This is a genomic window from Chelatococcus sp. HY11 (genome assembly GCF_018398335.1).
GTDB lineage: Bacteria > Pseudomonadota > Alphaproteobacteria > Rhizobiales > Beijerinckiaceae > Chelatococcus.
In genome coordinates, this window is the sequence record NZ_JAHBRX010000001.1 from 3,134,279 (window position 1) to 3,160,150 (window position 25,872).

Here is a 25,872-nt window from a genome sequence, read left to right on the forward strand (position 1 = left end):
AGACAAGGAACATCGCAATGTCCGCGACCAAAATCCTCTGGGGACAGATTCTGATCGTCTTCCTCATCGTTTTCTCCACCACCTGGGGCGCGACCGAGTATGTCGCCTGGAAGCTCGGGTTTCAGGCGCAGCTCGGGCCGCCATGGTTCGTCCTGTTCGGCTGGCCGTTCTACCATCCGCCCGCCTTCTTCTGGTGGTGGTTCTCCTACGATGCCTATGCGCCGGAGATATTCACCCAGGGCGCGTTCATCGCCGCGTCCGGCGGTTTCATCGCCATCGCCGTCGCCATCGGCATGTCGGTCTGGCGGGCGCGCGAAGCCAAGGACGTCGCCACCTATGGGTCGGCGCGCTGGGCCGAGAAGGAAGAGGTGAAGGCCGCCGGGCTGCTCGATCCCGATGGTGTCGTTCTTGGCCGCTACGACCGCGACTATCTGCGCCATGACGGACCGGAGCATGTGCTGTGCTTCGCGCCGACGCGATCGGGCAAGGGCGTTGGCCTTGTCGTGCCATCATTGTTGACCTGGCCGGGCTCGGCCATCGTCCACGACATCAAGGGCGAGAACTGGACGCTGACCGCCGGCTTCCGCGCCCACCACGGCCGCGTGCTGCTCTTCGATCCGACCAATCCGAAATCCTCGGCCTATAATCCCTTGCTCGAGGTGCGCCGCGGCGAGTGGGAAGTGCGCGACGTGCAGAACATCGCCGACATATTGGTCGACCCCGAAGGGAGCCTGGACAAAAGAAACCACTGGGAGAAGACGAGCCATTCCCTTCTTGTCGGCGCGATCCTGCATGTCCTCTATGCCGGGAACGACAAGACACTCGCCGGCGTCGCTGCTTTCCTCTCCGATCCGAAGCGCCCGATCGAGTCGACGCTTGCCGCGATGATGACGACCAGCCATCTCGGTGAAGCGGGACCGCACCCCGTCATCGCCAGCGCCGCGCGCGAGTTGCTCAACAAATCCGACAATGAACGCTCCGGCGTGCTCTCCACCGCCATGTCGTTTCTCGGCCTCTATCGCGATCCCGTCGTGGCCGAGGTGACGCGGCGCTGCGACTGGCGGATCGCCGACATAGTGGGCGACAAGCTCCCGACCACGCTCTACCTCGTCGTGCCCCCATCCGACATCAATCGCACCAAGCCGCTGATCCGTCTCATCCTCAACCAGATCGGCCGCCGCCTGACCGAAGACCTGCAGGCGAAGGGCGATCGTCACCGGCTGCTCCTCATGCTCGACGAGTTTCCGGCGCTGGGGCGGCTCGACTTCTTCGAGAGCGCGCTGGCCTTCATGGCGGGCTACGGCCTCAAAGCCTTCCTGATCGCGCAATCGCTGAACCAGATCGAAAAGGCATACGGCCCGAACAACTCCATCCTCGACAACTGCCATGTCAGGGTCAGCTTCGCCACGAACGACGAGCGCACCGCCAAGCGCGTGTCCGATGCGCTCGGCACCGCCACCGAAATGAAGGCGATGAAGAACTATGCCGGGCATCGGCTCTCGCCCTGGCTCGGCCATCTGATGGTCTCGCGCTCGGAAACCGCCCGCCAGTTGCTGACGCCCGGCGAGATCATGCAACTCCCGCCGAGCGACGAAATCGTCATGGTCGCCGGCACGCCGCCGATCCGCGCGAAGAAGGCGCGCTACTACGAGGATGCCCGTTTCCGCGAGCGCCTGCTGTCGCCGCCTCAACTGAAACGCCCCGACAAGCCTCGGCCCGACGACTGGAGCAGCCTGCCGATCCCGGCGAGGCCGGAGGCGCTGGACGCGCGGCCCGCGGACGGATCGGAAGAGGAAGACACCACCGATTCCGAACGCCGGCTGCAACCCGAACTCAGCCGCGCGAAGCCGACGGAAAAGAAGGAACCCATCGCCAACGAGTTCGAGATCGAGCTTCCAGACGAGAGCGACGAAGATGCCATGCGCAATCGGCGGATGATCAGTCAGATGCAGGGTGTCGCGCGCCAGGTGTCGCTCGACCCCGATGACGGCATGGAACTGTAAGCGCCATGGCCAGGTATCGGAAAAAGTCGAAGTTCACGGTCTATCTGGACCCCGACGTGACGCGGGCGCTGGCGGATTTCGCCGCTCGCCGGGATCAATCGCAGTCCATGATCGCCGAGGCCGCCATCGCATCCTTCCTGTCGCCGGACGATGCCGAGCGGCGCGAGGCCGTCGTCGCCAAGCGCCTCGACCAGATCGATCGCCGCATGAGCCGCCTGGAGCGGGACGTCGGCATCGCCGTCGAGACCCTGGCGGTGTTCATCCGCTTCTGGATCACGACCACGCCGGCCTTGCCGGAGCCTGCTGCGCAGGCAGCGCGCGCCAAGTCGGCCGAGCGGTATGAGGCGTTCATCACCGCGCTCGGCCGGCGCCTCGTCAAAGGGCCGAAGCTGCGACAGGAGATCCCTGAAGACGTCTCCGACACCGAGGCGTGACGATCTCGCGCGTCATCTGGTGAGGCCGTAACGACATCAAGATCAGGGCTCCACCGCCGTTCTCCTGTATTTGCACGCCACGCTACTACTACGACCGATACTTGTTGAACCGGCCCGATTTCAGGCTCTTTTAATCGACCCCGATCCGGGGATCGTCTGTCGCGCCTCGTGAACAAACGGGGCCGATATGACTGCCAGCCATCAAAAACCGGAAGCCATCGCACGCGGCGCGCGGATGCTGCGCACGGCGCTGGGTCCGGCGATTTCGCGGTTTCTGGAGGAGCCGTCCGTCGTCGAAGTGATGCTCAACCCGGATGGCCGCATCTGGATTGACCGACTTTCCGAGGGACTGTCCGACACGGGCGAAATCCTGTCGCCTGCCGATGGCGAGCGCATCGTGCGCCTGGTTGCCCACCATGTCGGCGCGGAGGTTCACGCCCGATCCCCGCGCGTCTCGGCCGAATTGCCCGAGTCGGGTGAACGGTTCGAGGGTTTGCTACCGCCTGTCGTCGCCGCACCCGCCTTCGCCATCCGGAAGCCGGCCGTGGCGGTGTTCAGCCTCGATGACTATGTGGCCGCCGGGATCATGAGCGTTGAGCAGGCCGCGACCCTGCGCGAAGCCGTGGCGGCGCGCGCCAACATCCTCGTCGCGGGCGGCACCAGCACCGGCAAGACCACGCTGACCAATGCGCTGCTGGCCGAGGTGGCGAAGATGCAGGATCGCGTCGTCATCATCGAGGACACCCGCGAGCTGCAATGTGCGGCGCCCAACCTCGTCTCCATGCGGACAAAGGAGGGTGTCGTCACGCTCTCCGATCTCGTCCGCTCATCCCTGCGCCTGCGTCCCGACCGCATCCCCATCGGCGAGGTTCGCGGCGCGGAAGCGCTCGACCTCCTCAAAGCATGGGGCACGGGCCATCCCGGCGGCATCGGCACGATCCACGCCGGAACAAGCATCGGCGCGCTGCGCCGCCTCGAACAGCTCATTCAGGAAGCCGTCGTCACGGTCCCGCGCGCCCTGATCGCCGAGACCATCGACCTTGTTGCCGTCCTCTCCGGCCGAGGCTCCGCGCGCCGGCTCGCCGAGCTCGCCCGCGTCGAAGGGCTCGGCCCGGACGGGGACTACCGCGTCACCCAAACCATCCCTTTGGCCATCCCCACCAGCACAGGAGACCCCGCATGAAGCCACCGATCAACTTGTCCAAGCCGTCGAAACCCTCGGTCCTGCGCGGTGCCTATGATCGCCTCGCAGCCTCGACCGCGCTTGTCACCATCATTGTGATGGCGGCCACGCCGCCCGCCTATGCCTCCGGCTCCTCCATGCCGTGGGAAGAACCGCTCCAGAAAATCCTCCAGTCGATCGAAGGCCCGGTCGCCAAGATCGTCGCGGTCATCATCATCATCGCCACCGGCCTGGCGCTCGCCTTCGGTGACACGTCGGGCGGCTTCCGCCGCCTGATCCAGATCGTGTTCGGCCTGTCGATCGCCTTCGCGGCGTCGAGCTTCTTCCTGTCGTTCTTCTCGTTCGGCGGCGGGGCGCTGGTCTGATGGCGGGCGCGTTCGAGCAACTGGACGTGCCGGGCTTCACCGTGCCGGTCCACCGGGCGCTGACCGAGCACATCCTGCTCGGCGGCGCACCGCGTTCCATCGCGATCCTCAACGGGACGCTGGCCGGGGCCGTGGGCCTCGGCCTGCGTCTCTGGCTGGTCGGCCTACTCATCTGGGCCGTCGGGCATTTCGCGGCGGTCTGGGCCGCCAAGCGTGATCCGCTCTTCGTCGAGGTCGGGCGCAGGCATCTGCGCATTCCGGCTTTCCTCGCGGTCTGAGGGAGGCGCAACCATGATGAACCTCGCCGAATATCGCCGCTCGGCTTCGCGCCTTGCCGACTATCTGCCCTGGGTCGCGCTGGTCGCGCCGGGCGTCGTGCTCAACAAGGATGGCTCATTCCAGCGCACCGCATCGTTTCGTGGTCCCGATCTCGATTCTGCTGTCGCCGCCGAGCTGGTCGCCGTCGCCAGCCGCATCAACAACGCCTTCCGCCGGCTCGGCTCAGGCTGGTCGATCTTCGTGGAAGCACAGCGCTCCGAAGCCGCGACCTATCCCGACAACCACTTCCCCGATCCGGCCTCCGGTCTGGTCGATGCCGAGAGGAAAGCGGATTTCGAGGAAGCCGGCGCGCATTTCGTGTCGGGCTATTATCTGACCTTCCTCTATCTGCCACCGGCCGAGGAAGCCGCCCGCGCCGAGACCTGGCTCTACGAGGGCCGCGAGCGCAGCGGCGTCGATCCGCATGAGATCCTGCGCGCCTTCACCGATCGCACCGACCGCGTGCTGGCGCTGCTCGACGGCTTCATGCCCGAATGCGACTGGCTCGATGACGGCGAGACGCTGACCTATCTGCATTCGACCGTCTCGACCAACCGGCATCGCGTTCGTGTGCCGGAAACGCCGGTCTATCTCGATGCGCTGCTCGCCGGCCAGCCGCTGACCGGCGGGCTGGAGCCGCGCCTTGGCGACCAGCATCTGCGCGTCCTCACCATCATCGGCTTTCCGACCGCGACGACGCCCGGCCTGCTCGACGATCTCAACCGCTTGGCGTTCCCGTATCGGTGGTCCACCCGCGCGATCCTGCTCGACAAGACCGACGCGACCAAGCTGTTGACCAAAATCCGCCGCCAGTGGTTCGCCAAGCGCAAGTCGATCGCCGCCATTTTGAAGGAGGTGATGACCAACGAGGCGTCCGCCCTCGTGGATACGGACGCGGCCAACAAGGCGGCCGATGCCGATCTTGCCTTGCAGGAACTCGGTCAGGACGTCGCGGGCATGGCCTATGTCACGGCCACGATCGTGGTGTGGGACGCCGATCCGCGTCTTGCCGACGAGAAGCTGCGCCTCGTCGAGAAGGTCGTTCAGGGCCGCGATTTCACGGCCATGATCGAAACCGTCAATGCCGTCGATGCCTGGCTCGGCTCGCTCCCCGGACATGCCTACGCCAATGTCCGTCAGCCGCCGGTCTCGACGCTCAATCTCGCCCACATGATCCCCCTCTCTGCCGTGTGGGCGGGGCCGGAACGGGATGAGCATTTCGGTGCGCCCCCCTTGCTGTATGGCAAGACCGAAGGCTCGACCCCGTTCCGGTTGTCTCTTCATGTCGGCGACGTCGGCCATACGCTGGTCGTCGGCCCGACCGGCGCGGGCAAATCCGTGCTGCTCGCGCTGATGGCCTTGCAGTTCCAACGCTACGAGCAAGCCCAGGTCTTCGCCTTCGACTTTGGCGGATCGATCCGGGCCGCCGCGCTCGCCATGGGCGGCGACTGGCACGATCTCGGCGGCGGGTTGACCGAGGGCGACGAGTTCTCCGTCGCGCTCCAGCCGCTCGCGCGCATTCACGACACCTACGAGCGGGCCTGGGCGGCCGACTGGATCGTGGCGATCCTGATGCGCGAAGGCATCACGATCACGCCTGAGGCCAAGGAGCATATCTGGACGGCGCTGACCTCACTCGCTTCCGCGCCGGTCGAAGAGCGGACCATCACCGGCCTCAGTGTCCTTCTCCAGTCCAACGACTTGAAGCAGGCGCTCCGCCCGTATTGCGTTGGTGGGGCCTATGGCCGGCTGCTCGATGCCGAAGCTGAACAGCTCGGCCGCGCTGCCGTGCAGGCGTTCGAGATCGAGGGGCTTGTCGGAACGGGCGCGGCTCCGGCCGTCCTGTCCTACCTGTTCCACCGCATCGGCGACAGGTTGGACGGGCGGCCGACGCTGCTCATCATCGACGAAGGTTGGCTTGCGCTGGACGACGAAGGGTTCGCCGGCCAGCTTCGCGAATGGCTGAAGACGCTGCGCAAGAAAAACGCATCGGTCATCTTCGCCACGCAAAGCCTGTCCGACATCGACAATTCGAGCATCGCGCCGGCCATCATCGAAAGCTGCCCGACGCGGCTCCTCCTGCCGAACGAGCGCGCGATCGAGCCGCAGATCACAGCGATCTATCGCCGCTTCGGCCTCAACGATCGTCAGATCGAGATCCTGGCGCGGGCGACGCCCAAGCGGGATTACTACTGCCAGTCCCGGCGCGGCAACCGCCTGTTCGAGCTAGGCCTGTCCGAAGTCGGCCTCGCGCTCTGCGCCGCCTCCTCGAAATCCGACCAGACCCTGATCGCCAACCTCGTCGCCGAGCACGGCCGCGACGGTTTCCTCGCCGCGTGGCTCACCGCCCGCGACGTGACCTGGGCCGTCGATCTCATCCCGAACTTCCCCCAAGCCGAAAAGGAGTCCCGACCATGACCATTCGCCGTTTCCGCTCGCGCGCCGTGGCGCTCGCCGCAACCATGCTTGCCGCCGCGCCGCTCGTGCTCACGCCGATCATGACCACGCCCGCCCATGCGTGGAAGATCGTCTATGACCCCTCCAACTATGCGCAAAACGTGCTGACCGCCGCGCGCACGCTGGAGCAGATCAATCACCAGATCACCTCGCTTCAGAACGAAGCACAGATGCTCATCAACCAGGCGAAGAACCTCGCCAGCCTGCCGTATTCGGCGCTTCAGACCTTGCAGCAGAACGCCCAGAAGACCCAACAGCTTCTCGGCCAAGCACAGAACATCGCCTTCGACGTCCAGCAGATCGATCAGAGCTTCCAGCAGCAATACGGCAATGTCTCGCTGTCGACGACCGATCAGCAGCTCGTCGCCAATGCCCGCGACCGCTGGCAGAACACGGTCGGAGGCTTGCAGGACGCTATGCGCGTGCAGGCCGGCGTCGTCGGCAATATCGACGCGAACCGTGGCCAGATGTCGGCGCTAGTCGGCCAGAGCCAGTCCGCGACCGGCGCATTGCAGGCGACGCAGGCCGGCAACCAGCTTCTCGCTCTGCAATCGCAGCAGCTTTCCGATCTCGTCGCGGTCATCTCGGCCAATGGCCGGGCAAGCGCGCTGACCGATGCGGAACGCGCCGCCGCCGCCGAACAGGGCCGCGAGCAGCGTCGCCGGTTCCTGACGCCAGGCTCGGGCTACCAGCCCGGCAACGCGCAGATGTTCAACCGCAACTAAGCTGGAAGGGAGCATCGTCATGGACGGCAAGATGCTGGCACGCCTCGGCGCAATCGCCTTCGTCGCCGTCGCCATCACGGCGACGGTGATCGAGCTGAACCGCAAGGAGGATGCGCCAGCATCTTCGCCGGTGCGGATTCTAAAAACCGACACCGACCCGCTGCGCGAAGGCCAACGCCGCTGCCAACAGCTCGGACAAAAGGCATTGGACGACACCGATTGCCTGCGCGTCTGGGCCGAGACACGCGACCGCTTCCTCGGTCGTCAGCCGGCTCCGGCCGCTCCGGAAGGACGGTAAACCATGGGCGGCGCGAGCGTCATCGACTCGTTTCTTGGGGTCTTCACCCGCTACATCGACTCCGGTTTCGGGTTCCTGTCCGGCGAGGTCGCGTTCATCGCCACCACGCTGATCGTGATCGACGTGACGTTAGCCGCACTCTTCTGGAGCTGGGGCGCGGATGACGACATCATCGCTCGCCTCGTGAAAAAGACGCTGTTCGTAGGCGTCTTCGCCTATCTCATCGGCAATTGGAACAATCTCGCAAAAATCGTCTTCGAGAGTTTTGCGGGTCTCGGCCTCAAGGGCTCCGGCACAGGCTTTTCGGCCGCAGACCTGATGCGCCCCGGCAAAGTCGCACAGACCGGCCTCGATGCCGGACGGCCGCTGCTCGAATCCATTTCCGATCTGATGGGCTGGGTCGCCTTCTTCGAGAACTTCATCCAGATCGCGTGCCTGCTCTTCGCCTGGGCGCTGGTGATCCTCGCCTTCTTCATTCTGGCCATCCAGCTCTTCGTCACCCTGATCGAATTCAAGCTGACGACGCTCGCCGGCTTTGTCCTGATCCCGTTTGGCCTCTTCGGAAAAACCGCCTTCATGGCCGAACGGGTGCTCGGCAATGTGATTTCCAGCGGCATCAAGGTTCTGGTGCTTGCCGTCATCATCGGCATCGGCTCGACCCTGTTCAGCCAGTTCACGCAGGGGTTCGGAGGCGTAACCCCGAGCATCGACGACGCCATGGCCGTCGTGCTCGCTGCCCTGTCTCTCCTTGGCCTCGGCATCTTCGGCCCCGGTATCGCTTCCGGCCTGGTCAGCGGCGGCCCGCAGCTCGGCGCTGGCGCTGCCGTCGGCACGGGTCTCGCTGCCGCCGGCGCAACCATGGCCGCGGGCGGTGGCGCGATGCTCGCTGCGCGCGGTGGAGCCGCAATGCTGTCGGGCGGAGCCGCCGCCGTGCGCGGCGGGGCAACGGCCGCTGGCGCGGCATCCGCCGCCTTCAGCCTTGGTTCGCTCGGCCAGTCCGGCGCAGCGGGTGCCGCTTCCGGCATCGGCGGCATCGCACGCGCGGCAGGCTCCGCCGCCATGTCGCCGCTGCGCCGCGCCTCGGCCAGCGTCAAATCCAGCTTCTCCGATGGCGTGAAGAGCGGCTTCGGCGCGACCGGCGGGTCTTCGACCATGGGTACGGTCGGCGGTTCCGCCGATGCAGCAGCCGCCGCCGCTTCCGCCACCCACACCGCCAAGGGCCAGCCCGATTGGGCGAAGCGAATGCAGCGTTCGCAGCGCGTGACCCACGGCGTTCAGGCGACCGCCCACGCCGTCCGCTCCGGCGACAGCCACGCCTCCGGCTCCTCCGTCAACCTCTCAGAAAGTGACCGCTCATGAACCTCTTCAGACGACCCGCCGCGCATTACGGCAAGACGCCGCAGCCCGGGACGCCCTATCAGCGCGCCGCGCAGGTCTGGGACGAGCGGATCGGCTCGGCCCGCGTGCAGGCGAAGAACTGGCGCTATATGGCCTTCGGCTCGCTGTTCCTCTCCGCCGGCTTCGCCGGCGCGCTGGTCATCCAGTCGGCGCGCGGGACCGTGGTGCCCTGGGTGGTGCAGGTCGACAATCTCGGCCACTCGCAGGCGGTGGCTCCGGCGACAGCCGACTATCGGCCGACCGATCCGCAGATCGCATGGCACCTGGCCCGCTTCATCGAGCAGGTCCGCTCCATTCCAGCCGATCCGGTTATCGTGCGGCAGAACTGGCTTCGCGCCTACGAGTGGACGACCGATCGCGGCGCTGGCGCGCTCAACGACTATGCCCGCGCCAACGATCCCTTCGCCAAGGTCGGCAGGCAGCAGATCGCCGTCGAGGTCTCCAGCGTCATCCGTGCCTCGCCGGATTCGTTCCGCGTGGCCTGGACCGAACGGCGCTACGAGGACGGTAAGCTCGCCACGACCGAGCGCTGGACCGCCATCCTGACCATCGCGCTTCAGCCGCCCCGCGACGCCGAACGCCTCAAGGCCAATCCGCTCGGCATCTATGTCAACGCCATCAACTGGTCGCGGGAGATGGGCCAATGAGCAGCGCTATCCGCAAGCCCGCAATGGCGGCCGTTCTCCTTTCGGCGACCATGCTCGCCGGGTGCGCTACCAACCGCCCGCCGGAAATCAGCTACGACAACAGCGTCCCGCCGCTTCCGGCCATTCCTGCCGCCGTGACGGATGAGCGGCTGAAGCCGATCCATGTCCCGCCGGCCTGGACTGTTGCGCGCGGCGGCACGGCAGGGGCGACACCGACGGCGCGCGTGGAAAATGCCAATGCGGCAGCCCGCGTGCAGCCGCGTCGCGAGGGCTATTACAACGCCATCCAGGTCTATCCGTGGTCGGAAGGCGCGCTCTATCAGGTCTATGCCGCGCCCGGCCAGATCACCAACATCGCGCTCGAACCGGGCGAGAGCCTGACCGGCGCCGGACCGATCGCGGCCGGCGACACCGCCCGCTGGATCATCGGCGACACGGAATCCGGCTCCGGCGTCGCCCGCCGGGTCCATGTGCTGGTAAAGCCGACGCGCGCCGACATCACCACCAATCTCGTCATCACCACCGACCGGCGCACCTACATGGTCGAGCTGCGCTCCGGCGAGAAGCCCTATATGCCGGTCGTCGCCTGGGCCTATCCGCAGCCGGCAGGCGGCGGCCGTCAGGCCACCCCGGCAACGCCGGTCATCCCGGCCGTCGCCGCGCGTAATTATCGCTACAGCCTGACCGGCAGCAGCAATCCGCCATGGAAGCCCGCCGCAGTCTATGACGACGGCCGCCGCGTCTATGTCGAGTTCCCCCGCGGCATCGTGCAGGGCGAAATGCCGCCGATCTTCGTCATCGGCCCCGAGGGCGAGGCGCAGATCGCTAATACACGCATCTATCAACACATCCTAATCGTCGATCGCCTGTTCGGCGCGGCCGAGCTACGCCTTGGCAGCGGCGACCGCCAGCAGACCGTCAGGATCGTCCGCACCGACGGGAGACCGCAATCATGACCGAAGCCGAATCCAATGCAGCTCCCATGCGCCTGCGCGCCGAAGCCCCCCGCGTCACGCGTCTGTCACGCAAGATGCTCGCCGGAGTCACGGCTGTCGCCCTGGTCGGGATCGGTGGCGCGCTGATCTATGCGCTCCAAACACGCACCGGCGGCGATGGCGGGGAAGAACTCTATTCCACCGCCAACCGTCAGCCCGCCGATGGTCTTGCCGGTCTGCCGCGCGACTATACCGGCCCCGTTCTCGGGCCAGCGCTGCCCGGCGATCTCGGCGGCCCGATCCTTAGCGCGCAGAATGCCGGCCAGCCCATAATGCCGCCCGTTGTTCCGACACCCGGTGTCGACGAGGCCGAGCAGCGCCGTCGCGCCGAGGAAGAGGCCGCCCGCCTCAGCACCGTCTTCTTCCAGTCCCGGCAGGGGTCGACGACTGCCGCTTCGCCGAGTGCCATGCCCGGCTTTACCGGCTTCGACCCCGCCAGCGCGGCGGGACAGCCGACCGCGCAGGACAAGCAGCTCGCCTTCCTCAATGCGGCGGCCGACCGGCGCACGGTGACGCCGGATCGCGTCACGCCACCGGCATCGCCCTTCGTGCTTCAGGCCGGCGCGGTCATCTCGGCCGCGCTCATCACCGGCATCCGTTCCGATCTACCGGGCCAGATCACCGCGCAGGTCACGGAGAACATCTATGACAGCCCGACCGGCAGCATCCTGCTCGTGCCGCAGGGGACGCGCCTTATCGGTCAGTACGACAACGCCGTGCAGTTCGGCCAGCGCCGCGTTTTGCTCGTCTGGAACCGCCTCATCATGCCGAACGGCCGCTCGATCGTTCTCGAGCGCCAGCCGGGCGCGGATACGCAGGGCTATGCCGGCCTGGAGGATGGCGTCGATTACCATTGGTGGGATCTCGCCAAGGCGGCCGCGCTCTCGACCCTGCTCGGCGTCGGAGCGGAACTCGCCACCGATGACAATGACCGCCTGATCCGAGCCATCCGCGACGGCGCGCAGGACACGATCAACCAGGCCGGTCAGCAGATCGTCCAGCGTCAGTTGCAGGTCGCGCCGACCCTGACCATCCGGCCCGGTTTCCCGATCCGCGTCATCGTCACCAAGGATTTGGTGCTCGAACCTTACAGGAGCTGACCATGACCAAGCTGAAACTCGGCCCCATTGCGGACGATAAACCCGTCAAGGTCGCGCTGGAGCTGCCTGCCGCGCTCCATCGCGACCTCATGGCCTATGCCGAGATCCTCGGCCGCGAGTCGGGACAGGCATCGGCCGATCCGGTCCGTCTCATTGTTCCTATGCTGGAGCGATTCATAGCCACGGATCGGGGATTTGTGAAAGCGAGGAAGTCAAAAGCATCGCAGTAATGATTGTTGCTCTTGTTGATCGGGATAATGTACGCGCGAGACTGAGCAATCGACGGCAGGCCGGATTATCGTTCCGGGGCGACCACACTGCGCTGAAGGGCAGAACTTCGTTCGCGATCGGTCGATATGTGATTCCTGGGAACTGTGCGACCGTAGTTGCTTCGCTTGTCAGCGTTAGACCTCGGCCGACCGCTACGAGCGAGAGAAGATTGTCTCGACCGACATATTGTGTGTCAACTTCCGGATGCCGTCCAAGATCAGCGAGGCGCTGCACCAAGTAGTCGTGAATCTCCGGCCCCGGCGCCCCGTCGCTTACAATGAACCGCTCGCCGACGAGGTCGCGCCAGTTGAGTTCCGCCTTGCCGCAGAGCGAGTGGTTAGCGGGAAGGACAACAAATACCCGCTCCCACCAAAGCTGATCGACTTCGCAATCGGGCCACTGCGACGTACCGGTGATGAACGCAACATCAAGTCGCAACTGACGAATCGCCGAAACATGATCCGCCGGATCGCCGTCTATCAGCTCGATTCGAACCTGCGCGTGACCCTTATCATAAGCACGCAGCAACTCCGACAGGAAGCCCGAGGCGAGCGAGGAGAATATCCCGATCTTGATCCTACCGTCTTCGGAGCGTCCGATCGTCGCGACGTCCTTTGCACCATACTCGATCTGCCGAAGTGCCTTTCGCGCGTGCCGCACGAAGCGCTGCCCGGCCAGCGTCAGAATGACACCGCCATTGTGCCGCTGAAAGAGCGAGGCGCCCAAGTCATCCTCAAGATCGCGGATTCGACGGCTGACCGCTGACTCTCGGATGCCAAGCGCCGACGCAGCCTTGCGAAAACTGCCATGTTCCGCCGCGGCAACGAAATATCGGAGGTGGCGTAGCTCCACTTATATCCCGCTGAGTTCATGACGTAACCGGCCCCTCCCACAGGGAGAAAGCAGGCGCCCTCGTTTCCATTCACATAGGATCGACCAGTACCGGGCGACCGGGATAACGGCCTTGCTGTCGATGACAATTACCCCCTCGCGGTTCCCTCTTGTGGTATGCACCCATAGCAGATAGATAGTAATAAATTACTTTCTTCTGCGAGTGCAAGCCATGAGTGGACATCCCAAGCATCTTCCCGCTGACGAGCGACGGGCGGCAACCGTGGAGGCTGTGGTCGATCTGGCTGCAGAACAGAATCCGAGCGACATCACAACGACGGCCATCGCGCAGCGAATGGGGCTGACCCAGGGGGCGCTGTTCCGCCACTTCCCGACCAAGGATGCCATCCTGGAGGCAGTCATGTCCTGGGTGGCCGAGCGCTTGCTCGCCCGTGTGGATGAGGCCGCAGAAGGAGCCACGTCTCCAATCGCAGCCCTTGAGGCGGTCTTCGTGACGCATATCGATTTCGTGTCTGAACACCCGGGGGTGCCAAGAATGCTCTTTGGGGAGTTGCAACGTCCGGGGGAGACTCTTCCGAAGCGGATGGCCCAGACGTTGATCCGCCACAACGGCGAGCGGCTTCGTGGCTTGCTCGAAGCAGGGAAGACACGGAGCGAACTGCATGCAGATCTCGATCCAGACGCCGCAGCTACCCTGTTCATCGGCACGGTCCAGGGACTCGTCATGCGATCTATGCTGGCGGGCGATGTCACACGCATCCGTGGCGATGCGCCCGGCGTATTTGCCATTTATCTGCGCGGTATCGGAACGGTGCAATGAAGAGTATCCGCCTATCCAGCGTCGCAAAGCGGGGCATCATTGTTGCCGCCGTCATCACGATAATTGGTGCTGGATGGCTGTGGATGCAGAGCGGCGACCGCGACGACAATGCACTGCGCCTGTATGGCAATGTCGACATTCGGGAAGTTCAATTGGCCTTCCGTCAGTCGGGCCGTGTAGTGCGGATGCACTTCGATGAAGGAGATCACGTCGAAGCGGGCGCGCGCTTGGCAAGCCTCGACGCACAGCCATTCGAGGAAGCACTCGCGGCTGCAGACGCGTCTGTGGATGTTTCACAGGCGGAACTCGACAAATTGCGCCGCGGCCTGCGACCGCAAGAGATCGCACAGACGCAAGAGGTCCTCAATCAGGCATTGGCCGTCGCCAGGGAGGCGGAGCGCAATTTCGATCGTCAGAGCCAGTTGCTCACGTCGGGGGCCACGAGTCAAAAAGCGGCCGATACTGCTCGCACCGCGCGCGATCAGGCCGTGGCCAGCGTCAATGCGGCCCGGGCAGCCCATTCGCAAGCTGCAGAGGGCTTCCGCAAAGAAGATATCGCAGCGGGGCAAGCCCGCCTGGCCGCCACACAAGCGGCACGAGCACAAGCTGCCACCGCCCTTGCAGACACCGTGCTGCTCGCGCCAAGCACTGGCACGATAATCGCCCGAGTGCGCGAACCCGGCAGCATGGTTGTCAGCCAGAGCCCGGTCTACAGTGTCAGTCTTGACGCACCGGTTTATGTGCGCGCTTACATCGGTGAACCGGATCTGGGGCGCATTGCGCCCGGGATGCGAGTGCGCGTTCGGAGCGACTCCTCCGACAAACTCTATCAAGGTCAGATCGGGTTCATTTCCCCGCGCGCCGAGTTCACGCCAAAAACGGTAGAGACCGCGGATCTGCGCACGGATCTCGTCTATCGCCTGCGGATCGTGGTGATCAATGCAGATGCAGCGCTGCGCCAGGGCATGCCGGTGACCATTGAGGTCGATGACGGGAAAGCCTCCAACGCGCGCACCACAGGCCATTAACGTGTCGGGTAGCGTAACATCGGACCCGCCTCGCGACCCTAATAGTGAGGTCGCGGTCGTCATCGACGGGGTGAACAAGCATTTTGGCAGCGTGCATGCATTGCAGGGCTTGAACGCACATATCCGATACGGCTGCCTTACCGGGCTGGTTGGACCGGACGGCGCAGGCAAGACCACCTTGATGCGCATCCTGACAGGTCTGCTGACACCGGACAGTGGCCACGCCACGGTGGCGGGTTTCGATGTGGTGGGCGACAATGACGCCATCCACGTCGCAACCGGCTACATGCCGCAGCGCTTTGGTCTCTACGAAGACTTGTCGGTCATGGAGAATATGCGGCTCTATGCGCAGTTGCGCGGCATGGATGCCGACAGGAACGCTGATCTTTTCGCGGAATTGCTCGACTTCACGCGCCTTGCCCCCTTTACCGAACGCCTGGCGGGCAAGCTCTCCGGCGGCATGAAGCAAAAGCTGGGTCTCGCCTGCGCCCTGATGGCCCGGCCTGCCGTACTGTTGCTTGATGAACCCGGCGTCGGCGTCGACCCGGTCAGCCGTCAGGACCTGTGGCGCATGGTGCAGGCGTTGACCGACGAAGGAATGGCTGTGGTCTGGTCGACCGCCTACCTCGACGAAGCCGAGCGCTGCGACAGCGTATTGCTGCTCAACGAAGGGCAACTCGCTTACGACGGACCGCCCGGAGAGTTGACGGCGCGCCTTACAGACCGAAGCTTTCGCCTGGAGCAGGTCGGCGATAGCCGCCGGGCCGTGCTTGCCGAAGCACTGAATCTGGAAAGCGTCAGCGATGGGGTAATCCAGGGTGCCGGCGTACGCATGGTGTTGCGTGCGCATTCGGGAACCGAACAGATAACCGCGCTTGCCGATCGGGTCGAGGCGCAGCTCAGGGCGGTGCCCGCCCGCTTCGAAGACGCCTTCATCGACCTTCTTGGCGGCGGCCCCGGCGGCACATCGGCGCTCGCCGAGGGGTTGCCTCCTGTCGAGCTTGCTTCGGACGTCGCCGTTTCCTGCCGCGATCTGACGAAGCGCTTTGGTGTTTTCACAGCCACCGACACTGTGAGCTTCGAGGTCCGCAAGGGAGAAATCTTTGGTCTGCTCGGGCCGAACGGCGCTGGCAAATCGACGACGTTCAAAATGCTGTGCGGCCTGCTCAAACCCACCAGCGGAGAGGCGCATGTGGTGGGCCTCGATCTGCGCCGGGCGACCGGCGCGGCCAAGGGCCAGCTTGGCTATATGGCGCAGAAGTTCTCGCTCTATGGTTTGCTATCCGTGCGGCAAAATCTGGAGTTCTCCGCAGGCGTATATGGCCTGGAAGGCGCCGCGCGGCAGGCGCGGATCGCGGAGATGGTCGAAATCTTCGGTCTGCAGACCTGGTTGTCGGCGGCGCCGGATTCGCTGCCGCTCGGATATAAGCAACGCCTAGCACTGGCCTGCGCGGTGATGCATCGCCCGCCCGTGCTGTTCCTGGATGAGCCGACTTCAGGCGTCGATCCCATCACTAGGCGCGAATTCTGGACCCATATCAACGGTCTTGCCCGCAAGGGCGTGACGGTGATGGTCACCACCCATTTCATGGACGAGGCAGAATATTGCGATCGGGTTGCGATGCTTTATCGCGCCCGGCTGATCGCGCTCGATACGCCGGACGCTCTCAAGCGCGGCGCTGTCAGTGATCTTCGGCCGGACCCGACCATGGAAGACGCGTTCATTCATCTGGTCGAAGCCGAAGATCTCGCTGACGACCCTCGCAGCGGGACGACCGCATGAACGGCGTGAACGAACCGCGCCCGCATCACCGGGTGCCTCTTGAGGCCATGCGCCGCTTCGACCCAAAGCGTCTTTGGGCTCTGGTGCTCAAGGAAAGCCTGCAAGCGATGCGCGATCCATCCACGCTGTTGATCGCCTTCGTCCTTCCGGTCGTACTGTTATTTCTGTTTGCCTATGCCGTGTCGCTGGACGTGCGTGCGGTGCGCATTGGCGTCGTGCAGGAATCCGAATCCGCGTCAGCTCAATCACTGGCCGCCGCATTCGCCGGCACACGCTATCTGGACGTCACCTTCGCCCATGACCGGCGCGAGGTCGCTGACCGGGTCGTCTCCGGCAGCCTGCGCGGCTTTGTCGTGATTCCGCAGGATTTTGAGCAACGGCTGGCCAATCGTGGAGCTCAGCCTCTCGTGCAGATCATCACCGATGGCTCGCAACCCAATACCGCCAACTATGTCACGAACTATGCGCAGGGCGTCGTGCAGACCTGGCGGAACGGCCTTGGTGTCGAGGCATCCCCGGCAGGCGTAACACTGGAACCCCGCTACTGGTTCAACGCAGAGCTGGAAAGCCGCCGTTCGCTCGTACCCGGCGCCATCGCCATCGTCATGACCATCATTGGCACCATGCTGACCGCCCTCGTGGTCGCACGCGAATGGGAACGGGGCACGATGGAAGCGGTGCTTTCAACGCCCGCTTCTGTCGTTGAAATCCTCATTGGAAAGCTCTTGCCCTATTTTGCGCTTGGTATGTTGTCCACGCTTGGCGCCACGGTGCTGGCGGTCTTCGTGTTCGACGTGCCACTGCGCGGATCGCTGGCTGCTCTTCTTTTGCTTTCGGCCACGTTCATGGTTCCTGCGCTCGGCCAAGGGTTGCTGATCTCCTCTGTTACGCGCAATCAGTTTCTGGCTGCACAGATTGCACTGTTCTCCGGCTTTCTTCCGGCATTCATGCTGTCGGGCTTTCTCTATGAGATCGACGCCATGCCAGCGCCGATCCGGGCCATCACCTGGCTGATCCCGGCACGTTATTTCGTGTCTTCGCTGAAGACCATCTTTCTGGCCGGAGACATCTGGGCGGTCTTTGTGCCGAACCTCTTGGCGATGGCCGGAATCGGAATCCTGTTTTTCCTCCTGGCGAAACGCGCCACGCGCAAGAATCTGGAGTGAGCGGCCGTGGCGCAACACAATAGCTATTTCGCTTTCACCCGACTGCGGGCGCAGTTCATCAAGGAAGTCCTGAGCATCCTGCGCGACCCGCGCAGCCGGATGGTCGTGTTCGTGCCGCCGCTGTTGCAATTGCTGGTGTTTGCTTTCGCCGCCACGCTTGAAGTGCGCAATGTCGATATCGCCGTGCACAATCAGGATGCGGGCCGCTGGTCGTATGAACTGATCACACGGCTGGACCGGGCCGAGTTCATTGCCAAAGTCCATCACGTGACCGACAGCCAGGCGTTGCGCCAGCTTATCGACCAGGGCAAGGTGATCGCGGCGCTCGATATCCAGCCAGACTTTTCGCGCTCCATTGCTGCCGGCGACAACGGTCGCATCCAGGTGCTGATCGATGGCCGGCGGAGCAATTCAGGGCAGATCACCACCGGTTATCTCTCTGCCATCGCTGCCGAGGTTGGAGCGGAGGCCAACGCCGACGCCGGTCCCGCAACGCCAGCGGCGGTGCGCAACTGGTTCAATCCCAATCTGACGTACCGCTGGTTCATCGTACCCGGTCTCTCCGGCATATTGGCCTTCTTCAGCGCGCTGCTTATTACCTCGCTGTCGATCGCCCGCGAACGCGAACTGGGTACATTCGACCAGTTGCTGGTGTCACCGACCTCCACGCCGGAAATCATCGTGTCCAAGTCGCTGCCGGCGCTGGTCATCGGCACCATGCTCGGACTTCTGATGATGGCGGCAGCGGCCGGGCCGTTCCAGATTCCGTTTAACGGCTCGTTTGGGTTGCTTTTTGTCAGCCTGGTCCTGTTCATCCTGTCGGTGGTGGGCATCGGCTTGATGATTTCCGCGATCAGCGCGACCCAGCAGCAGGCCATCCTTGGCGCCTTCGCCATCGGCGTGCCCGCCGTTCTGATGTCGGGCTTCGCCACGCCGGTCGAGAACATGCCCACAGTGCTGCAATGGCTGGCGCAGGCGATTCCACTCACCCATTTCCTGATCATCGTGGAAGGCAGCTTTCTCAAGGCAATGTCGCCCGGCGATATTCTTGCCAGCCTTTGGCCATTGGCGCTGATCGCCCTGGTGTCGCTGACCATGGCCATCATCTTCGTTCGAGGACGTCTGCAATGAGTTTGATCCACTATCGCCAGTCAGAATCTTTGGCGGATCCGGGCGGACCTTCCTCTCGATGGCCGAATTTCACAGTATTGATCTTCGGCTGCACCTCGTTGACCGTCTGCGTCGTCGGTCCCGACTATCGCGTGCCACCTTCCATTGATACGGGCATCGGCTGGATCCGGCCCGTTCCGAAGGCGCCTGCGCCAACGGACCTTACGCGCTGGTGGACAACACTTGGCGATCCTGAATTGGAGCGATTGGTCGACACCGCCCTCGCTGAAAACCTGGATATCCGCCAGGCGGCGGCGCGTATCGACGAAGCGCGCACGCTGCGGGATCGGGCCGCTGGTCAGCAACTGCCCGCTGTTTCCGCGGGCGCTAGCGTGAACCGGCGTCGGCAAAGTGAAAATGGCCCGCTGCCCATTGGCGTCATTCCCGGCCTCGAAGCGTCGCAGACAATCTACGATGCCGGTTTTGACGCGGCCTGGGAACTCGACCTGTTCGGCGCCAATCGGCGGGCGTTGGAAGGCGCAAGCGCCCGCTTGCAGGCAACGGAAGCCGAAGCGCTGGGCGTTCGCATGCGGATCGCGGCCGAAGTCGCCCGCACGTGGTTCGAGGCGACCGGCGCCAGAGAGGAATTGCGTACGCAGCAGGCGACGGTCGCAACCCTGCAACAGACCCTGGACCTCATGCGCAGCCGTGCCGCTCTCGGCGACGTTTCCGGTGCCGACGTGGATGCAGCCTATGAGCGATGGGCCGCGGCCAGTGCCATGCTACCAGGCATCGAGGCTCGACAGCGCGGGGCGGTGCTCGGTCTTGGCGCCCTGCTCGGCTCACCGCCGGAACGGGAACTAAAGCTGCTCGATACCGCCGCGTCGACCCTTACACTGCCGGCGCTGCCCGTGGGCGAACGTGCCGACATATTGCGTCGCCGCCCCGATATTCTGGCAGCCGAACGGCGGCTGGCCGCCAGCACCGCCGATATCGGCGTGACTACCGCGGAGCTGTTCCCCAAGCTGTCCATTGGCGCTGGGGGCGGATTCCAGGCGCTCAGTCCCGGCGACTGGTTCGACTCATCCAGCAGCCGCTTCTCCATCCTCCCACTCATTTCGTGGCGATTGTTCGATGGAGGCCGTGTGCGCGCAGAGATCCGTGCCCGGGAGGCTGCTCAGCGGCAGGCCGCGCTGGGCTATGAGCAGGCCGTACTGACAGCGCTGGGCGATGCGGAGCGCACTTTGGGCGACTATGAAGCGGGACTGGATGCGCTTGCACTTCGTCAAGCGGCGCTGGAGGCGTCACGCCGCAGCTTTCGTCATGCTGAAACGCGCTTTACTGCCGGCGACATCGCGCGAGTTGAATGGCTTGCGGCCCAGCGTCTCCTGCACGAGGCCGAAATTGCAAATGTGCGTGCGCAGACGACAGCTGCCGTTCAGTTGGTAGCATTGTACAAAGCGATCGGAGGCGGCTGGAGTGCGGCCGAAGTAACCTCATCCACCCCCATTTCGTAACAGGTTCGGTGGTCGACTTTTGGGCAGCGATGTATTGTCGGCTACCATTCTACAGTATATTGTCGTTGCCGTGACGCGGCATCTCCTTCCCAGGACAATCGGGATTATTTGATCTCGAACCAGTTTCCGTAATTGGCGAAGTTGAATAAGCACTGCGCGCGACCAATGCGACAATGCTCACGATACACCAAAATGTGGTCCGCAGGCTCATGGCAACGAGAGTTCGCATTTCGTAAGCGCCACCCTGGAAGATCCACACACCAAAGCCAGCAAAGACTATGACAGTAGCAACAGCTACAGAGACCGCGGATGCAGGCGCCCATCTGCTTCGCAACATCAAACCAATCCCGATGATGATGTATGTAAATCCAGCAAGAAAATTAAAATATAAGACGAATGGTACAATTTTCTCGCTAGATTCGATTATCCCATGAAGACCGAGAATAGCGTTTCCACCCGAAACGACCGTGGCTATTCCAAATAGAATTGCCGCTACACCGGAGGCTTTTATAGCCACATTTATTCTATGTTTAGACATCGACCTCGCCCCATTCGCTCTTGTGAAGCGTAGCCTATCGTTCCAACTTGAAGAGCTGCTCGCCAGCCCTCATGCCGATATATCCATTGTTGGATCGCACCAATTGCACGCACCGCTCGGGAAGCAGGGTGCCGGGTTTGAGGCATAGGCCATCTGGCGTCGCTCTCCATTTCGGAGACAATTCCACAGGCCCGCCGGTCATCTTGCCTTTGCCGTTTTCAAAAAGGACAAGGGTGGTAACGCGGCCATCGTCCATCGTCATCTTCCACGGACGCCCGTCCGTAATATTGTAGGCAGGCGACATCTGCTCTGCCATTACAGGGGCAACCGAAATCCCCATCACAAATGTTGTGAACACTGAAATTAGTAGCACGAAGCGATTTACTTGACCGCTTCGGCGATAATTAATCAGGGCGTCCTTCATTTATATCTACTCCAGAGGTTGCAGAGGCCCATCGTCAGCATGGCGCTCTACACTCACGCCAACCCACGATTCCTTGGGCGGTCGATCAAAGCGTCCTTGGATAACTCCCAACCGTTTGGCGACAGCTTCGGTCGTGAGATCCGTAGAATCTTGTTTGCGGGCAAGGTCAACGACGGTTTGGACCGTCGCTTCACGTCGGTCACCCGGGCGAAGACGAGCTTGCCGACGGACCATATATGCCGTCATTAGAAAGTAACTTATTACTATCTAATGACGGCGCGATTTGTCAAGTGTGCCCAGTCCGGAGCAGGAAAGCTCTCCTGCCCTAGCCTTCTATGGCAGTAGCAAAGAGAGGATCAGCGGCAGCCCGAGACCGGACGCAAAGGGCGTTGCCGAGTAAAGGTTGACGCTGGTGCGCCTTAACCCCGGAAGCAGAGAGCTTTCATTGCGCAGCTTCAATGCCACGGCGATAGATGGCATACACGGCTGGGGCGTCACGGCGAATCCGACTAACCTTGCCGGCCAACAATGACTGCATGACCAATCCCTGAATGGTGCCGATGAACAACACGGCCGCGGCATCCACATTCAGTTCCGCATTCAGTTCGCCTTGCGCCTTGCCTGCTTCCATCAGGCGACGCAGCCGCTGTTCGTACTGACGGATCAAGGTCTGGACCATTCGCTTCGGAAGGGTCTCGCCCGGTCGTTGCAACTCCCCGAACAGCATTCTTGGCACACCCGGGTGCCTTGCCACGAAATCGATGTGCGTCATGAACATGGCTTCGAGGGCCGCCGCTGGGGTCGCCGCGCCTTCGGCCGCCTTGTCCACGCGGGCCAGCAGGCGTTCACTGACCCAGGACATGGTTGCTTCCAGGATCGCGTCCTTGGTGGGGAAGTGGCGAAACAGCGCGCCCTGCGTCAAGCCCATTCGATCCGCAATTGCGGTGGTCGTAATCTCGGCCGGGTTTTGCTCGGCCGCCAGATCCACAACGGCCTGTACGGTGGCGGCTCGCCGTTCTTCGGCGCGCAGGTATTGAGGGCGTTCGTTCACTGTTCAGATCTCCACATAGTGAGTGATGTATTACTTCAATAATCGTCAAATGTCTTCCCGGAAGAAGGTCAATCTGACGATTCGGGACAGAACGAGCGAGGCTGTGATCATAGGTAACGGTGGTCTGGTTCGGCTTGGTTCGATGCGTTGCGACGTCACTTGCGTGGAAAGTCGCTGAGCGCGACTCGGCGGCGTCAGCCAGAAACCCGCGCGTGCCGATGCCCCAGAAGAACTGTCGTCGGCGACGTGGGTTGCACATTCGCGCAAAGACGATTAGATAGTAATATGTCACTTACTAAACGGGGCTGGTGATGACCACTGCTGCCATGATTGACAAGCCCGCGTCGGCATCGCTTGAAAGCGCGCCCCCCGATGCCTTGGATGCGGTTGCTAACGCCTTGCGGGCACGTGGCACTGGCGGGTTGTCGCCGGCGGCGGGCTTGTTGGCGTGGTATGACTGGGCGCTGCACCTGAGTCTTTCACCGGGCAAGCAGCGCAACCTGCTGGAAAAGGGGCTGCACAAGCAGCAGCGACTCGCGCGTTATGCAGTGCGCGCGGCAAGTGCGCACGACTGCCCGACTTGCATTGAGCCGCTGGAGCAGGATCGGCGCTTCGCCGATTCTGCTTGGCAGCAATGGCCCTTCAACGTGATTCACCAGGGCTTCTTGCTGCAGCAGCAGTGGTGGCACAATGCCACCACCGGCGTGCGCGGCGTGTCCCGCCATCACGAGAGATTGGTCACTTTCGCCGGGCGGCAGTGGCTGGACATGTGGTCGCCTGCGAATTTCATTTGGACCAACCCCGAGGTGCTGCGCGCCATCGCGGATAGCGGTGGCGCCAACCTGTGGCGCGGTGCGATGAACTTCCTCGATGATGCGCGGCGTCTCGCGCTGAACGATGCGCCAGCAGGGGTCGAAGGGTTCGAGGTTGGCAAGGACGTGGCGGTCACACCAGGAAAGGTGGTGTACCGCAACCACCTGATCGAACTGATCCAATACACACCCACGACACCTGATGTGTATGCCGAGCCGGTCCTGATCGTGCCATCCTGGATCATGAAGTACTACATCCTCGACCTGTCGCCGCACAACTCGATGGTGAAGTATCTGGTCGACCAGGGGCATACGGTTTTCATTATTTCATGGAAGAACCCGACCGCAGCCGATCGCGACCTCAGCCTGGACGACTACCGGCGTTTGGGGGTCATGGACGCGTTGGACGCGGTCACGGCCATCGTGCCTGAGCGCAAGGTGCAAGCCGTCGGCTATTGCCTGGGCGGTACCTTGTTGGCGATCGCTGCTGCTGCGATGGCGCGCGATGGTGACGAACATCTGCAAAGTTTGACGCTGCTAGCGTCTGAGACCGACTTTCGTGAATCTGGCGAGATCGCGCTTTTCATCGACGAGAGCCAACTGGCGTGGCTCGAGGCCGGCATGTGGGACAAGGGCTATCTTGACGGCAGGCAGATGGCTGGCGCGTTCCAGATGCTCAATTCGCGTGACCTGATCTGGTCACGACAGGTTCGCGAATACCTGTTGGGTGAGCGGCAAGTCTTCAACGATCTGATGGCCTGGAATGCCGACGTGACCCGCATGCCGTATCGCATGCACAGCGAGTACCTGCGGCAACTGTATCTGAGCAACGATCTGGCAGAGGGACGCTATCAGGTCGACGGGAGGCCGGTGGCGCTCGCCGACATCGACGTGTCCATGTTCATCGTCGGCACGGTGCGCGATCACGTCGCGCCTTGGCCCTCTGTGTACAAGATGCACCTGCTCAGTGATGCGGAGTTGACCTTCGTGCTCACCAGCGGTGGGCACAACGCCGGCGTGGTCAGCGAGCCGGGGCATCCCCGGCGCAGCTTCCAGATTGCCACCCGTGCCGCCGGCAAGCGCTACGTCGATCCGCAGATGTGGCGCGCCGAGACGCCTTTGCACGAGGGTTCCTGGTGGCCGGCCTGGCAGCAGTGGTTGGCGCAGCGCTCGGCCGGGCGCGTAGCGCCACCTGCCATGGGCGGCAGCACGTACACACCACTTGGCGACGCGCCCGGGACATACGTGGCAATGACGTGACATGGCCATCCGCGGCGGAGACAGAGCCGCCGCGGTTCAATCGGGTCACCTCGCAAGGAATGGTCCATAGCCGCCCCCAATGGGGCACAACGTGACCGTGGAGCACTGCAATGAACAGCGAACTGCCCATCCAACTCTACAAAGCCAACGCCGAGCTACAGCTACAGATCACTCGTTTGCTGCAAGAAAGCGGACGTCGCTGGCTAGAAGCCATGCAACAGCTCAGCGCTGGCGGCGTAGAGGAAACCACTGCGCGCATCCAGAGGCTTCAGCAGGCGGCAGACTGGCAGGCGCTCGCGACCTTGCCATCCGAGGCGTTCCGGTGCCTGTATCAGGGCCGCGTTGGCGATGCCCAAGCAATCGCTCAAACCGCCACCAGGGGCCAGGCCGCCTTTGTCGATGGCCTGCGCCAGGCGCTCGCGACCTGGCAGGCGTCTGTCTCCGAGACACTTGGTGCTAGTGGTGACGCTGCTTCTTTTGCGCAGCTTTTTCAGCCATGGACACAGCCCTGGTCTGCACCAGCCGCCACGCCCAAGAGCAAGGCCGAAAAGTGAGGAGGTCGCCATGAGTACCTCTCAGCGAACAGCCCTGGTGACCGGAGGCAACCGGGGATTGGGCGCCGCGATCGCCCGTGCTCTGCACGACGTCGGCCACCGCGTAATCGTGACACATACGCCGGGCAACACCACGATTGACCAGTGGCAGCAAGCGCAAGCAACACAGGGTTATACATTCGCCGCCTACGGGGTGGATGTGTCCGAATACGAATCGACGCAGCAACTGGCGCGGCGCATCCACGCCGATGGTGATCGGATCGACATTCTGGTGAACAACGCCGGCATCACCCGCGATGCCACGCTGCGCAAGCTCGACAAGGCCGGCTGGGATGCCGTGCTGCGCACCAACCTGGACTCCCTGTTCAATGTCACCAAGCCATTCATTGATCCGATGGTGGAGCGAGGTTGGGGACGCATCGTAAACATTTCTTCGATCAATGGCAGCAAGGGCCAGTTTGGCCAGACCAATTACTCGGCTGCCAAGGCCGGCGTGCATGGATTCACCAAGGCGTTGGCGCAAGAGGTGGCGCGCAAGGGCGTGACGGTCAACACCGTCTCGCCTGGCTACCTGGCCACCGAGATGGTGATGGCGGTGCGCGAGGACGTACGCCAGAAGATCATCGATGCGATACCAGTCGGCCGCCTTGGTCAGCCGGATGAGATCGCAGCGATGGTAGCATTCATCACGAGTGATGCCGCTGCCTTCATGACCGGCAGCAACGTCGCCATGAACGGCGGTCAGCACATGTACTGATACGCGG

General features: G+C 63.3%; 26 protein-coding genes. 22 read left to right on the top strand and 4 right to left on the bottom strand.

Annotated features, from left to right (window positions below):
• The first annotated feature begins 17 nt into the window (after positions 1 to 17).
• The 13 genes from KIO74_RS14355 (at position 18) to KIO74_RS14415 (ending at position 12,153) form a co-directional block, all read left to right on the top strand.
• A complete protein-coding gene (locus KIO74_RS14355; protein WP_029075215.1) occupies positions 18 to 2,003 on the top strand; it encodes a conjugal transfer protein TraG in 1,986 nt (661 codons plus the stop codon).
• A 5-nt stretch (positions 2,004 to 2,008) separates the two neighbouring features.
• Positions 2,009 to 2,437: a CopG family transcriptional regulator gene (locus KIO74_RS14360; protein WP_029075214.1), complete on the top strand. Its 429-nt coding sequence runs from the start codon at positions 2,009 to 2,011 to the stop codon at positions 2,435 to 2,437.
• Positions 2,438 to 2,624: 187 nt separating this feature from the next.
• The gene (trbB, locus tag KIO74_RS14365; RefSeq protein WP_029075213.1) at positions 2,625 to 3,620 is read left to right on the top strand and encodes a P-type conjugative transfer ATPase TrbB; all 996 of its coding nucleotides are present in this window, start codon (positions 2,625 to 2,627) and stop codon (positions 3,618 to 3,620) included.
• 98 nt (positions 3,621 to 3,718) lie between these two features.
• Positions 3,719 to 3,985: a TrbC/VirB2 family type IV secretion system protein gene (locus KIO74_RS14370; RefSeq protein ID WP_245576868.1), complete on the top strand. Its 267-nt coding sequence runs from the start codon at positions 3,719 to 3,721 to the stop codon at positions 3,983 to 3,985.
• Positions 3,985 to 4,263: a VirB3 family type IV secretion system protein gene (locus KIO74_RS14375; RefSeq protein ID WP_029075211.1), complete on the top strand. Its 279-nt coding sequence runs from the start codon at positions 3,985 to 3,987 to the stop codon at positions 4,261 to 4,263. The genes KIO74_RS14370 and KIO74_RS14375 overlap by 1 nt, the downstream gene beginning before the upstream one ends.
• Positions 4,264 to 4,276: 13 nt before the next feature.
• The gene (gene trbE, locus KIO74_RS14380; protein ID WP_029075210.1) at positions 4,277 to 6,721 is read left to right on the top strand and encodes a conjugal transfer protein TrbE; all 2,445 of its coding nucleotides are present in this window, start codon (positions 4,277 to 4,279) and stop codon (positions 6,719 to 6,721) included.
• Complete coding sequence (gene trbJ, locus KIO74_RS14385; RefSeq protein WP_029075209.1) at positions 6,718 to 7,485, top strand: P-type conjugative transfer protein TrbJ; 768 nt, start codon at positions 6,718 to 6,720, stop codon at positions 7,483 to 7,485. Before trbE ends, trbJ begins: the two co-directional genes overlap by 4 nt.
• Positions 7,486 to 7,504: 19 nt before the next feature.
• Complete coding sequence (gene trbK-alt, locus KIO74_RS14390) at positions 7,505 to 7,783, top strand: putative entry exclusion protein TrbK-alt (protein WP_213332555.1); 279 nt, start codon at positions 7,505 to 7,507, stop codon at positions 7,781 to 7,783.
• A gap of 3 nt (positions 7,784 to 7,786) precedes the next feature.
• On the top strand, positions 7,787 to 9,142 hold the full coding sequence (trbL, locus tag KIO74_RS14395; protein ID WP_213332556.1) for a P-type conjugative transfer protein TrbL: 1,356 nt from the start codon (positions 7,787 to 7,789) through the stop codon (positions 9,140 to 9,142).
• On the top strand, positions 9,139 to 9,828 hold the full coding sequence (gene trbF, locus KIO74_RS14400; protein WP_029075206.1) for a conjugal transfer protein TrbF: 690 nt from the start codon (positions 9,139 to 9,141) through the stop codon (positions 9,826 to 9,828). Before trbL ends, trbF begins: the two co-directional genes overlap by 4 nt.
• Complete coding sequence (gene trbG / locus KIO74_RS14405; RefSeq protein ID WP_029075205.1) at positions 9,825 to 10,784, top strand: P-type conjugative transfer protein TrbG; 960 nt, start codon at positions 9,825 to 9,827, stop codon at positions 10,782 to 10,784. Before trbF ends, trbG begins: the two co-directional genes overlap by 4 nt.
• Entirely contained in the window at positions 10,781 to 11,923 is a 1,143-nt protein-coding gene (locus KIO74_RS14410; protein ID WP_029075204.1) for a TraB/TrbI/VirB10 family type IV secretion system protein, read from the top strand. Before trbG ends, KIO74_RS14410 begins: the two co-directional genes overlap by 4 nt.
• A 2-nt stretch (positions 11,924 to 11,925) precedes the next feature.
• Entirely contained in the window at positions 11,926 to 12,153 is a 228-nt protein-coding gene (locus KIO74_RS14415; RefSeq protein WP_029075203.1) for a DUF2274 domain-containing protein, read from the top strand.
• Here KIO74_RS14415 and KIO74_RS14420 read toward each other — a convergent pair.
• Positions 12,098 to 13,045, bottom strand: a complete 948-nt coding sequence (locus tag KIO74_RS14420) for a LysR family transcriptional regulator (RefSeq protein ID WP_084639933.1) — start codon at positions 13,043 to 13,045, stop codon at positions 12,098 to 12,100. The genes KIO74_RS14415 and KIO74_RS14420 overlap by 56 nt on opposite strands.
• Positions 13,046 to 13,256: 211 nt before the next feature.
• On the opposite strand from KIO74_RS14420, the gene KIO74_RS14425 reads away from it, so the two are divergent.
• From KIO74_RS14425 to KIO74_RS14450, 6 genes are all read left to right on the top strand, one after another.
• Positions 13,257 to 13,865 (top strand): TetR/AcrR family transcriptional regulator, encoded by a 609-nt coding sequence (locus KIO74_RS14425; protein WP_029075201.1) that lies wholly within the window; start codon positions 13,257 to 13,259, stop codon positions 13,863 to 13,865.
• Positions 13,862 to 14,893 (top strand): secretion protein HlyD, encoded by a 1,032-nt coding sequence (hlyD, locus tag KIO74_RS14430; RefSeq protein WP_029075200.1) that lies wholly within the window; start codon positions 13,862 to 13,864, stop codon positions 14,891 to 14,893. The genes KIO74_RS14425 and hlyD overlap by 4 nt, the downstream gene beginning before the upstream one ends.
• On the top strand, positions 14,853 to 16,676 hold the full coding sequence (locus tag KIO74_RS14435; RefSeq protein ID WP_213332557.1) for an ATP-binding cassette domain-containing protein: 1,824 nt from the start codon (positions 14,853 to 14,855) through the stop codon (positions 16,674 to 16,676). Before hlyD ends, KIO74_RS14435 begins: the two co-directional genes overlap by 41 nt.
• A gap of 47 nt (positions 16,677 to 16,723) precedes the next feature.
• Complete coding sequence (locus KIO74_RS14440) at positions 16,724 to 17,842, top strand: ABC transporter permease (RefSeq protein ID WP_245407713.1); 1,119 nt, start codon at positions 16,724 to 16,726, stop codon at positions 17,840 to 17,842.
• A gap of 99 nt (positions 17,843 to 17,941) precedes the next feature.
• A complete protein-coding gene (locus tag KIO74_RS14445; protein ID WP_502762063.1) occupies positions 17,942 to 18,973 on the top strand; it encodes an ABC transporter permease in 1,032 nt (343 codons plus the stop codon).
• Positions 18,974 to 19,071: 98 nt separating this feature from the next.
• Positions 19,072 to 20,469 carry an efflux transporter outer membrane subunit gene (locus KIO74_RS14450; protein ID WP_035831100.1) on the top strand — a complete coding sequence of 466 codons (1,398 nt, stop codon included), beginning with the start codon at positions 19,072 to 19,074 and terminating at the stop codon, positions 20,467 to 20,469.
• A 49-nt stretch (positions 20,470 to 20,518) separates the two neighbouring features.
• Here the strand turns inward: KIO74_RS14450 and KIO74_RS14455 are convergent, their stop codons facing one another.
• From KIO74_RS14455 to KIO74_RS14465, 3 genes are all read right to left on the bottom strand, one after another.
• Positions 20,519 to 21,007 carry a hypothetical protein gene (locus KIO74_RS14455; protein ID WP_210162806.1) on the bottom strand — a complete coding sequence of 163 codons (489 nt, stop codon included), beginning with the start codon at positions 21,005 to 21,007 and terminating at the stop codon, positions 20,519 to 20,521.
• A 34-nt stretch (positions 21,008 to 21,041) separates the two neighbouring features.
• A complete protein-coding gene (locus tag KIO74_RS14460; RefSeq protein WP_029075196.1) occupies positions 21,042 to 21,431 on the bottom strand; it encodes a hypothetical protein in 390 nt (129 codons plus the stop codon).
• Positions 21,432 to 21,873: 442 nt separating this feature from the next.
• Entirely contained in the window at positions 21,874 to 22,482 is a 609-nt protein-coding gene (locus tag KIO74_RS14465) for a TetR/AcrR family transcriptional regulator (RefSeq protein ID WP_029075195.1), read from the bottom strand.
• 311 nt (positions 22,483 to 22,793) lie between these two features.
• On the opposite strand from KIO74_RS14465, the gene KIO74_RS14470 reads away from it, so the two are divergent.
• From KIO74_RS14470 to phbB, 3 genes are all read left to right on the top strand, one after another.
• Positions 22,794 to 24,554: a PHA/PHB synthase family protein gene (locus KIO74_RS14470; protein WP_029075194.1), complete on the top strand. Its 1,761-nt coding sequence runs from the start codon at positions 22,794 to 22,796 to the stop codon at positions 24,552 to 24,554.
• A 110-nt stretch (positions 24,555 to 24,664) separates the two neighbouring features.
• Positions 24,665 to 25,108: a phasin family protein gene (locus KIO74_RS14475; RefSeq protein ID WP_213332558.1), complete on the top strand. Its 444-nt coding sequence runs from the start codon at positions 24,665 to 24,667 to the stop codon at positions 25,106 to 25,108.
• A 10-nt stretch (positions 25,109 to 25,118) separates the two neighbouring features.
• Positions 25,119 to 25,865 (top strand): acetoacetyl-CoA reductase, encoded by a 747-nt coding sequence (phbB, locus tag KIO74_RS14480; RefSeq protein WP_029075192.1) that lies wholly within the window; start codon positions 25,119 to 25,121, stop codon positions 25,863 to 25,865.
• Positions 25,866 to 25,872 lie beyond the last annotated feature (7 nt).

Excerpts from the sequence above, each read along its gene's own strand:
- KIO74_RS14440 (WP_245407713.1), top strand. The coding sequence starts at position 16,724 with ATGCGCCGCTTCGACCCAAAGCGTCTTTGGGCTCTGGTGCTCAAGGAA.
- trbB (WP_029075213.1), top strand. The coding sequence starts at position 2,625 with ATGACTGCCAGCCATCAAAAACCGGAAGCCATCGCACGCGGCGCGCGG.
- trbL (WP_213332556.1), top strand. The coding sequence starts at position 7,787 with ATGGGCGGCGCGAGCGTCATCGACTCGTTTCTTGGGGTCTTCACCCGC.
- KIO74_RS14445 (WP_502762063.1), top strand. The coding sequence starts at position 17,942 with ATGGTCGTGTTCGTGCCGCCGCTGTTGCAATTGCTGGTGTTTGCTTTC.
- KIO74_RS14355 (WP_029075215.1), top strand. The coding sequence starts at position 18 with ATGTCCGCGACCAAAATCCTCTGGGGACAGATTCTGATCGTCTTCCTC.
- KIO74_RS14360 (WP_029075214.1), top strand. The coding sequence starts at position 2,009 with ATGGCCAGGTATCGGAAAAAGTCGAAGTTCACGGTCTATCTGGACCCC.
- trbJ (WP_029075209.1), top strand. The coding sequence starts at position 6,718 with ATGACCATTCGCCGTTTCCGCTCGCGCGCCGTGGCGCTCGCCGCAACC.
- KIO74_RS14410 (WP_029075204.1), top strand. The coding sequence starts at position 10,781 with ATGACCGAAGCCGAATCCAATGCAGCTCCCATGCGCCTGCGCGCCGAA.
- phbB (WP_029075192.1), top strand. The coding sequence starts at position 25,119 with ATGAGTACCTCTCAGCGAACAGCCCTGGTGACCGGAGGCAACCGGGGA.
- trbF (WP_029075206.1), top strand. The coding sequence starts at position 9,139 with ATGAACCTCTTCAGACGACCCGCCGCGCATTACGGCAAGACGCCGCAG.
- KIO74_RS14425 (WP_029075201.1), top strand. The coding sequence starts at position 13,257 with ATGAGTGGACATCCCAAGCATCTTCCCGCTGACGAGCGACGGGCGGCA.
- hlyD (WP_029075200.1), top strand. The coding sequence starts at position 13,862 with ATGAAGAGTATCCGCCTATCCAGCGTCGCAAAGCGGGGCATCATTGTT.
- KIO74_RS14415 (WP_029075203.1), top strand. The coding sequence starts at position 11,926 with ATGACCAAGCTGAAACTCGGCCCCATTGCGGACGATAAACCCGTCAAG.
- KIO74_RS14460 (WP_029075196.1), bottom strand. The coding sequence starts at position 21,431 with ATGAAGGACGCCCTGATTAATTATCGCCGAAGCGGTCAAGTAAATCGC.
- KIO74_RS14455 (WP_210162806.1), bottom strand. The coding sequence starts at position 21,007 with ATGTCTAAACATAGAATAAATGTGGCTATAAAAGCCTCCGGTGTAGCG.
- KIO74_RS14470 (WP_029075194.1), top strand. The coding sequence starts at position 22,794 with ATGACCACTGCTGCCATGATTGACAAGCCCGCGTCGGCATCGCTTGAA.
- KIO74_RS14375 (WP_029075211.1), top strand. The coding sequence starts at position 3,985 with ATGGCGGGCGCGTTCGAGCAACTGGACGTGCCGGGCTTCACCGTGCCG.
- trbK-alt (WP_213332555.1), top strand. The coding sequence starts at position 7,505 with ATGGACGGCAAGATGCTGGCACGCCTCGGCGCAATCGCCTTCGTCGCC.
- KIO74_RS14435 (WP_213332557.1), top strand. The coding sequence starts at position 14,853 with ATGACGGGAAAGCCTCCAACGCGCGCACCACAGGCCATTAACGTGTCG.
- KIO74_RS14475 (WP_213332558.1), top strand. The coding sequence starts at position 24,665 with ATGAACAGCGAACTGCCCATCCAACTCTACAAAGCCAACGCCGAGCTA.
- trbG (WP_029075205.1), top strand. The coding sequence starts at position 9,825 with ATGAGCAGCGCTATCCGCAAGCCCGCAATGGCGGCCGTTCTCCTTTCG.
- trbE (WP_029075210.1), top strand. The coding sequence starts at position 4,277 with ATGATGAACCTCGCCGAATATCGCCGCTCGGCTTCGCGCCTTGCCGAC.
- KIO74_RS14370 (WP_245576868.1), top strand. The coding sequence starts at position 3,719 with ATGGCGGCCACGCCGCCCGCCTATGCCTCCGGCTCCTCCATGCCGTGG.